This is a genomic window from Streptomyces bambusae (assembly GCF_019400985.1).
Taxonomy (GTDB): Bacteria; Actinomycetota; Actinomycetes; order Streptomycetales; family Streptomycetaceae; genus Streptomyces; species Streptomyces bambusae_A.
On sequence record NZ_WTFF01000311.1, the window covers coordinates 1 to 8,527 of the forward strand.

An 8,527-nucleotide genomic window follows, 5' to 3' on the forward strand; every position below is an offset into this window, starting at 1 on the left:
GCCCGCCCCCGCCCCGGCCAGCCCGCCGCGGCGCGGCGGGCCGGCCCGGGCTACACCGGGACCGAGACGTACCGCTTTCCCGCCTCGTTCTCGATCACGATCTCCTTGACGTTCGCGGGATCGACGGCCGCGGACCCGTCCAGGGAGGCCCCCTTGGCCTCGCCGTTCTCGTGGCTGCCCACGACCCAGCCGCCGGCCGTGGTCCGGCTGCCGTCGCGGCCGACGACCACGATCCGGCAGCGCTCGCCCGCCGGCACCCCGGTCACCGCCGCGTGCACCCGCACCCACTTCATGGCCGGTGTCATCTGCACGGTCATCCGGACGCCCGTGCCCTGGTCGGTGGCCGACGCCACCTTGGTCCCCGGCGGCGGGGGAGAGGGCGTCGCGGACGCCGACGGCGGCGGGGGCAGCGCGACGCCCGGGTCCCCGGTGTTCCCGGCGAGCGTGCCGGCCCAGAACACGGCTGCCAACGAGGCCGCCGCCGCCAGCCCGGCGACGGCCGAGCGGCGGCGCCGCACGGCGTCCCGTTCACCGCGCACCTGCCGCAGCGTGCGCTGGAGCAGCAGGTCCCCGCCCGGTGGCGGACCCTCCCAGAACGCCTCGTCCGGCACTTCGCCGAGCGCGCTCTCCATCTCCCGCAACGCGTCCACCTCCTGTCGGCAGTGCACGCATCCCCTCATGTGCTCCTCCACGCGTCGGATCTCGTCCGCGTCGAGAACGCCGAGGACGTACGGTCCGAGGAGTTCCTCCTCGTGCTGCTGCCGGGTCACGCCACCACCTCCCTGAGTCCGGCGGGCCGGTCGGGCCTGCTCTGCCGGCTGACGTCTTCCTTGAACGCCTCGCGCAGCGCCTTGAGCGCGTAGTGCGAGCGCGATTTGACCGTGCCCTCGGGAATGCCGAGGCTGTCGGCGGTCTCTGCCACGCTGCGCTCGCGGTAGTAGAGCTCCGTCAGCACGCTGCGGTGCTCCGGCGACAGCCGGTCGAGGGCGCCGAGCACCGCCATCGCGTCGACCACGGAGTCGGCATGGTCCACCTCCACCGGGACGGTCGCGGGCGTGCCCGAGACCTCCGCCGGCCGCGCGGCCCGCGCCCGGTACCGGTCGGTGATGATGTTACGGGCCACGGTCAGCAGCCAGCCGCGCACCGAGCCCTTGCCGTTGACCAGGACCTCCGAGTGCCGCCAGGCGCGGATCAGGGTCTCCTGCACGACGTCCTCGGCGACCGCCCGGTCACCGGTCAGGCGGGTGGCGTACCCGAGCAGGGCGGCGCCGTGTTCCTCGTACACCGCCCTGATCAATGCTTCGTCGGTCGAGCCCCGCCGACCGCGGGGCCACAGTGGTCCGGCCATCCCACCCTCTTCCTCTTCGCGCCGCGCGACGCGGCCGCACCGGGCGTCCGTGTCGCCCCGTACACGCCGCCCGCCGGGGGACGGTTCATGTGACGCCGCTCACACGCGGCACCGCCGCCCCTCGTTCAGGCAGGCCACGACCTCGGCCATCTGCGCGTCCGTCATCACGTTCACGAACATCGCGTGGTCGGTCAGCGGGCTGTGCCGCTGCTCGGGGAAGGAGTCCAGCGCCAGCGGCACCCCGGGCGGCACGTCGTACGCGAGCGACAGCCGCAGCTCGGGCACCGCGAACGTGCCCCGCGGGCACACCCCGTTGGCCGCCGCGAAGGCCAGGTGGTCGCGGGCCGCGGGCGCCGTCTCCAGCCCGTTCCAGCAACTCGGGAAGACCAGGGTGCGGGTGACGCGCTCGCCCGACCGGCACCGGGGGTAGGCGGTGGTGAAGCGGTCCGGGCTGCCCGAACACCCCCACCGCGCCCGTACGCCGGCTGCGTCGGCGGCGGTGAACGCCACGGCATCGCCCGTCATCGCCCGCAGGAAGCGCGGCATCGCCACCACCTTGCCGGCCCGGTTCCCGTGGAACTCCACCGCCACGGCGGCCGGTGCGAGGATCTCGCCCTCGTTCCCGTGCCCCGCCGCCCGCTCGTACGGGCGCGTCCCCGGCCGGTCCGGGCGGCGCAGCACCGGCCAGAAATACGCGGACCGGTCCCCGCCCCGGCAGCTGGTGGGGGCCGCGGCCAGGCTCTCGTCGGTCGACATCGCGTCGGTGGACAGATTGCCCACGTACGCATGGGTGTGGTGCGCCCCGCCCGCCAGGCCGGGGGAGACGACCAGGTTGTCCTGGTTGAGGTGGCGCTCCTCGCCCCGGCCGCAGTCCACGGACACCACGCCGGTGGACGCGTCCGGCCCCGGCGGCGGCGCCGTCGGCCAGGGCGCGGCCTCGCGCGGGTCCGCGTACACGGCCGCGGACGCCGGACCGGACGCGTGCCCCGGCCCGGCCGGCAGGCCGTCGCCGCCCGACGCCAGCACGGCTCCCGTCAGGCCCCCGCCCAGGACCAGACAGATGGTCAGCACGAGCAGTCGGCGCTCTCTCCTCATGCCGGTCACCGTCTCCGCCGCCTCCCGCCCCGTCAACCACGGCCGCCTCCCGGGCCGGAACAGGACTGTCCTGTTCCGCTGCATACAATCAGCCGTTAATTCGGTATCGACGGGCGCCTCCCACCCCTGAGAATCGGACATCTCACACCGGGAGGAACCCATGAGCCAGGCGTCCCTGACGCTCGACGAACTGCTGCCGCCGCAGGACCTGGCGGCCGCGCTCGACGCCGGCCACGTCATCCGCAAGCAGCACCCCGAACTGCCGCTGTCCCTCTACACCTACACCCGCACCTGCCAGTACGAGCGCGTGTGGAACGCGGTGACGATGCGCTGCCGCGGCCTCGTCGCCGACGACTCCACCGGAGCGGTCGTCGCGCTGCCGCTGCCGAAGTTCTTCAACGTCGGCGAGCACGAGAGCGGCCAGGCGTACGCGCCCGCGCTGCCGGACGAGCCGTTCGAGGTGTACGACAAGGTCGACGGAAGTCTCGCGGTGGTCTTCCACTACGCGGGACGGTGGCGGGCCGCCTCCCGGGGCTCCTTCACCAGCACCCAGGCCACCTGGGCGCAGCGCCGGCTCGACGCCCGGGACACCTCGGCCCTGACGCCCGGCGTGACCTACCTCGCGGAGGTCCTGTACCCGCAGAACCGCATCGTCGTCGACTACGGCGACCGCCGCGACCTGGTGCTCCTCGCCGCGTACGCCGCCGACGGCACCGAGGTCCCGCTCGCCGCGGCCGCGCCCGCCTGGCAGCCCGTCGGCTCGGTCGTCCGGGTCTGGCCGGCCATGCCGCTCGCCGACCTGCTCGCGCTGACGGAGTCCGACACGCTGCCCGGCGGCGAGAGCGCCACCGGCGTCAACGCCGAGGGCTTCGTGCTGCGCTTCGCCTCGGGCGTGCGGGCCAAGGCCAAGATCGCCGAGTACGTGCGCCTGCACAAGGTGCTCACCGGCGTCACCGAGCGCGACATCTGGCGCAGCCACGGCATCCAGCGCTTCGCCGGCCTGCCCGTCCGGCAGGTCGCCCAGGCCCTCGGCTGCTCGGCCGCGGAGATCGAGGCCGCGGGCGGCAAGCCGCTCGACGCACTGCTGGAGCAGGTACCCGACGAGTTCGACGCCTGGGTGCGCCAGGTCATCGACCGGATCGAGCGGGAGTGCGCGGAGCGCGAGCGGGCCGTCGACGCGGCCTACGCCCAGGTCGCCGCACTCGGCGCCGACCGGGGCGCGTTCGCCCGTGCCGTGCGGGAGCTGCCCGACGCGGCGGTCCGGCCCGCCATGTTCCTGCGCCTGGACGGGCGCTCCACCGAGTTCGCCTCGTACCGCTCCGTGCGGCCGGAGGCGTCCGATCCGTTCACCACCGACGAGGAGAACTGACCCGTGCCCGTGGTTGTCACCATGCCCGTGGTCCATGTCATGACGGGGCTGCCCGCCTCGGGGAAGACGACCGCCGCCCGCCGGCTCCAGGAGGAGTCCGGGGGCCGGATGCGCCGCGTCAACCTCGACGACCTGCGGTCGATGCTCGACCTGCCGGCCGCCGAGCGCGGCGAGCGCTCCCACGCCCACGAGCAGACCGTGCTCCGGATCCAGGACGCCGCCGTACGGGCCGCCGTGGAGGGCGGTTTCGACGTCGTCGTCGACAACACGCACCTGACGCCGAACATCCCGAAGCGGCTGAAGGCCGCCGTCGCCGGCAAGGCCTCCTTCGTCGTGCACGACTTCACCGGCGTCCCCGTGGAGGAGTGCGTCCGCCGCGACGCCGAGCGCCCCCGCGCCGTCGGCGAGGAGATCATCCGCATCCTCGCCGAGAAGCACGCCAAGGCGAGGAAGGGCGGCTGGCGGCTGACCGCGGACTGGCTGAACGACGAGCCGGCCGTCAAGCCCTACGCCGCCGACCCCGCGCTGCCCTCGGCCGTGCTGTGCGACATCGACGGCACGCTGGCGCTGCGCGGCGACCGCGGCCCGTACGACTTCACCCGCTGCGAGGAGGACGTCCTCAACGTCTCGGTGCGCCAGGCCCTGCACTCCTTCCGGCGCGCCGACGGCGACGTCGTCGTCCTGCTGTCCGGCCGCGGCGAGGAGCACCGCGAGCGGACGGAGTCCTGGCTGCGGCGGCACGAGGTCCCGTACGACGAGCTGTGGATGCGGGCCCGGGGCGACCACCGGCGCGACGACCTGGTCAAGGCCGAGCTCTTCGACGCCCACGTGCGCCACCGCTACGCGGTGCGGGTCTCGCTGGACGACCGGGACCGGGTGGTCGCGGTGTGGCGCCGGATGGGCCTGCCGACCTGGCAGGTCAACTACGGCGACTTCTGAAGGCCGGTCCGCCGGGCCGGGACCCGGCCCGGACCCGGCCAGGACCCGGACCGGGCTCAGCCGGCGCGGCCGAGCCGCTCGACGGCGCCGACGACCCGGTCCCAGAAGCCGTCGGCGTCGAGCCCGACCGCCACCTTGGCGTTCGACGGCCGGCCCAGGGTCCCGTGCAGGTCCACGACGGTCGCCCCGCGGGTGTGCTCGCCCTTCAGCTCGACGGCGACGTACGCGTCGACGCACCGCACCAGGCCGGGGTCGATGACCCGGGCGACGGCGACGGGATCGTGCAGCGGCGGGTGCTCGAAGCCCCACAGCCGGCGGTAGGTGGACGCGAAGAAGGTGAGCAACTCGGCGCAGGTCTGCCCCAGAACGGTGCCGAGGCCTTCGAAGCGGGCGAGGACCTCCGGTGTGGCGAGCGCCTGGTGGGTCACGTTGAGCCCGCACATGGTGAGCGGTACGCCGCTGCGGAAGACGATGTCCGCCGCCTCGGGATCGCACTGGATGTTGAACTCGGCCGCAGGCGTGCGGTTGCCACGCTCGGTCGAGCCGCCCATCAGCACGATCTCCCGGATCCGCCCGGCGACCTCCGGATAGCGGGTCAGGAGCAGGGCGATGTTGGTCAGCGGGGCGGTGGGCACCAGGGTCACCGGCTCCGGGTGCCCGGTCAGGACGCGGTGGAGCAGCTCCACGGCGTGTTCCGCCTCGGCCTCCACCGTCGGTTCCGGGAACCGCGGTCCGTCCAGACCCGACACACCGTGCACGTCGTCGGCCACGCGGAGCCGCTGGATCAGCGGCTTCGCGCAGCCGGCCGCGATCGGCACCCCGGAGATGCCGGCGACCGTGCACACCCTGCGGGCGTTGAGCGTCGTCTTCTCCACGGTCTGGTTGCCCGCCACGGTGGTGACGGCGAGCAGCTCGACGCCCGGATCACCCGCCGCCAGCATGATCGCGAGGGCGTCGTCGTGTCCGGGGTCGCAGTCGATGATGATCGGGACGGCCAACGGTCTCTCCTCGGCGGCACGGGTCGGCACGGGCGGCGCAGGTCGGCACGGGGTCGCACGGGTGGCCAACCCCACCAGTGTGCCCCGCCTCAGACGTCACGACCCGTTGCAAATCAGCCGAAAACTGCCGCGATGTAGTCCTCCAGACGACCCGCCAGCACCTCGGCCGTCAGATCGGTCCGCCCCAGTTCCCGCCAGGGCACGGCGACCTTCTCGGCGTCGGGCGCGAACGCGAGGGCGTCCAGCAGCCGCCAGTACAGGTGGTCCTCGGGACGCTCGGCGAGTTCGCCGCCGGCCGCGCGGTAGGCGTCGGCGAAGGCCAGGCCCTCCGGTACGCCGTACAGCAGGGCCAGCGCGGTCGAGCAGTGCGCCACGTCCAGGTCCGCGGGTCCCCAGGAGGTCTCGACCCAGTCGACCACGCCGCTGATCCGCAGCTCGCCCGTGCCGTTGTCCGTACCGGTGCCGTCGGCCGCGTCGGTGTCCGCGCCGGAGAAGAGCACGTTGCCCGGGTGGAAGTCCCGATGGAGGAACCGCGCCCGGTACGAGGGCGGTTCGCGGCGGATCACGTCCACCGCCTGCTGCCAGAGCCCGGGCCGGGTGGTCTGCTCGGGGATGCGGACCCGCTCGGGCGCGGTCCACGCCTCGTACGTCCGGGGCCGGTCGGCGGCGGCGACCTCCAGGCCGTGTACGGCGACGAGCTGGCGGGCGAGCAGCGCGGTCCGGGCGGCGGCGCCCTCGGGGGCGACCCGGACCTCGCCCGGCAGCGCCGACATCAGCAGCGAGGGGTGGTCGCAATGGTCCCCGGCGGGGTCCACGGCCACGAAGCCGGGGGCCGGTACGCCGGTGCCGGCGAGGAGGCGCAGCACGGCGGCCTCCCGGGCCAGCATGTTCGGCGCGTGCCGCACGTAGAAGGGTTTCACGAAGGAGCGCAGGACCAGCGCGCGCGGCCCGCGCGGTCCGGTGATGTGCAGCCGCCGCATCTGCGAGGTCCAGCCGCCGCGCAGCCGCTCGGCCCCGTCCATCCGTTCCCCTGCGGCGAGTTGGGCCTGGGCCCACGCGCGCGTCGCCGCCCAGTCGTCCGTACGTATCGCTTCCATGGAAGGCGAACGTAGCGGGCGTCGGGGCGGCGACGCGGGACGCGCGCCGGGTGTCCGGCCGCGGGTGACTACTCGACGACCGACTACTCGACGACGAGCTCGACGGGGATGTTGCCGCGGGTGGCCTTGGAGTACGGGCAGACCTCGTGGGCCTGCTTCACCAGCAGGGCGCCGGTCTCGCCGGCCAGCGCCTCGGGCAGCTCCACGCGCAGGGTGACCGCCAGCCCGAAGCCGGTCTCGTCCTTGCCGATGGAGGCCTCGGCCGTGACCGAGACGTCGCTGGTGTCCACCTTGGCCTGGCGGCCGACCAGGCCGAGGGCGCTGGCGAAGCAGGCGGCGTAACCGGCGGCGAAGAGCTGCTCGGGGTTGGTGCCCTGGCCGTTGCCGCCGAGGGCCGGCGGCATGGCCAGCGCCAGGTCGATCTGGCCGTCGGAGCTGACGGCGCGGCCCTCGCGGCCGTTGGCGGTGGCGACAGCGGTGTACAGCGCGTCCATCGGAGGTCCTCTCGCAGGGTGGGGCAGGAGCTGCCCGGGGCGGTGGCCGGTCGACCGCCGCCCCTCAATAGGACCACACAATTAAGTTGTGCACAACTCAATGCCTCGCAAGTAAATCGTCCGCACCTCTTCCCGGGTAAGCTGGACCCATGACCGACCAGCCGGGCCCCACCCTCAGCGACCAGGACCTCCTGCGCCTCGACGGCCAGATCTGCTTCTCGCTGAACGCCGCGGGCAGGGCCTTCGGGAGCCTCTACCGCATCCTCCTGAAGGACCTCGGCCTGACCTATCCCCAGTACCTGGTCATGCTCGTGCTGTGGCAGCACGGCGAACTGCCGGTCAAGGACATCGGCCACCACCTGCGCCTCGACTCGGGCACCCTGTCCCCGCTGCTCAAGCGCCTCGAAGCGGCCGGTCTGATCCGCCGCGAGCGCAGCACCGAGGACGAGCGCTCGGTCCACGCCCGGCTCACCGAGGCGGGCGACGCCCTGCGCAGCCAGGCCGCCTGCGTCCCCCGCCGCATCGCCACGGCGACCGGCTACGACCTGGCTGAGATCCGCGACCTCCAGGCCCGCCTGGACCGCCTCACGGCAGCGCTGGACGCGGCGGCCGCGGACCTCTGAGCGCCGCCCGGGCCGCCGCCGCCCGGGGCTCGTCCGCCCGACCGGCGGGAGAAGGGGCCTACGCGTCCTCGGGGTCCTCGGGGGCCAGGTCCGAGACCTCCCGCCCGGCCTCGCCTGCCCCTGCTCCGCCTTTTGCGACGCCGCGCCCGGCGCGGATACGCAGGCCCCGGCCCCGATGCGCACCCCGCGCTGAGTAGGGCTACTCAGGACGGCGGGCCCCGGCCGCCCGGAGCATGGGGGTGTCCGACCGCACCACTCCTGACTCCTGAACGGGGCCCGACCGTGCTCAGCCGTGCCGCCGCCACTGTCCTGCCCGCCTTCGGGTCCCTCGGCGTCACCGCCGACCCCGGGGCCCGGCCGGGGCCCGGCAGCATCCTCGTCGCCAACCACACCTCGCTCTGCGACCCCGTCGTCGTCATGGCCGCCCTGCGCCGCCTCGGCGTCGAACCGGTCGTGATGGCCACCGCCGGGCTGTGGCGGGTCCCCCTGCTCGGCCCCGCCCTGGCCCGCGAGGGGCACATCGCCGTGCATCGCGGGACCGGGCGGGCCGCCGAGGCGCTCGAC

At 74.3% G+C, this 8,527-nt stretch carries 10 protein-coding genes; 4 read left to right on the forward strand and 6 right to left on the reverse strand.

The features are described 5' to 3' along the window. Positions 1-50 precede the first annotated feature (50 nt). From GPJ59_RS29580 to GPJ59_RS29590, 3 genes are all read right to left on the reverse strand, one after another. Entirely contained in the window at positions 51-770 is a 720-nt protein-coding gene (locus GPJ59_RS29580) for an anti-sigma factor family protein (RefSeq protein WP_219670979.1), read from the reverse strand. Then, entirely contained in the window at positions 767-1,348 is a 582-nt protein-coding gene (locus GPJ59_RS29585; protein WP_219670980.1) for a sigma-70 family RNA polymerase sigma factor, read from the reverse strand. The genes GPJ59_RS29580 and GPJ59_RS29585 overlap by 4 nt, the downstream gene beginning before the upstream one ends. A 99-nt stretch (positions 1,349-1,447) precedes the next feature. Continuing rightward, positions 1,448-2,443: a DUF1996 domain-containing protein gene (locus GPJ59_RS29590; RefSeq protein WP_219670982.1), complete on the reverse strand. Its 996-nt coding sequence runs from the start codon at positions 2,441-2,443 to the stop codon at positions 1,448-1,450. Positions 2,444-2,603: 160 nt separating this feature from the next. On the opposite strand from GPJ59_RS29590, the gene GPJ59_RS29595 reads away from it, so the two are divergent. Beyond that, on the forward strand, positions 2,604-3,812 hold the full coding sequence (locus tag GPJ59_RS29595) for a T4 RnlA family RNA ligase (RefSeq protein WP_219670984.1): 1,209 nt from the start codon (positions 2,604-2,606) through the stop codon (positions 3,810-3,812). A gap of 3 nt (positions 3,813-3,815) precedes the next feature. After that, complete coding sequence (locus tag GPJ59_RS29600; RefSeq protein ID WP_308120556.1) at positions 3,816-4,751, forward strand: phosphatase domain-containing protein; 936 nt, start codon at positions 3,816-3,818, stop codon at positions 4,749-4,751. A gap of 56 nt (positions 4,752-4,807) precedes the next feature. Here the strand turns inward: GPJ59_RS29600 and GPJ59_RS29605 are convergent, their stop codons facing one another. The 3 genes from GPJ59_RS29605 to GPJ59_RS29615 form a co-directional block, all read right to left on the reverse strand. Next, positions 4,808-5,749: a nucleoside hydrolase gene (locus GPJ59_RS29605; protein WP_219670986.1), complete on the reverse strand. Its 942-nt coding sequence runs from the start codon at positions 5,747-5,749 to the stop codon at positions 4,808-4,810. 113 nt (positions 5,750-5,862) lie between these two features. Continuing rightward, complete coding sequence (locus GPJ59_RS29610) at positions 5,863-6,846, reverse strand: phosphotransferase family protein (RefSeq protein WP_219670987.1); 984 nt, start codon at positions 6,844-6,846, stop codon at positions 5,863-5,865. 83 nt (positions 6,847-6,929) lie between these two features. Further along, positions 6,930-7,340 (reverse strand): organic hydroperoxide resistance protein, encoded by a 411-nt coding sequence (locus GPJ59_RS29615; RefSeq protein ID WP_219670988.1) that lies wholly within the window; start codon positions 7,338-7,340, stop codon positions 6,930-6,932. Positions 7,341-7,489: 149 nt separating this feature from the next. Here GPJ59_RS29615 and GPJ59_RS29620 point away from each other — a divergent pair, with 149 nt between their 5' ends. Both GPJ59_RS29620 and GPJ59_RS29625 read left to right on the forward strand, forming a co-directional pair. Continuing rightward, positions 7,490-7,963 carry a MarR family winged helix-turn-helix transcriptional regulator gene (locus GPJ59_RS29620; protein ID WP_219670989.1) on the forward strand — a complete coding sequence of 158 codons (474 nt, stop codon included), beginning with the start codon at positions 7,490-7,492 and terminating at the stop codon, positions 7,961-7,963. 282 nt (positions 7,964-8,245) lie between these two features. Continuing rightward, on the forward strand, positions 8,246-8,527 hold a 282-nt coding region (locus GPJ59_RS29625), incomplete at its 3' end, for a 1-acyl-sn-glycerol-3-phosphate acyltransferase (protein ID WP_219670990.1).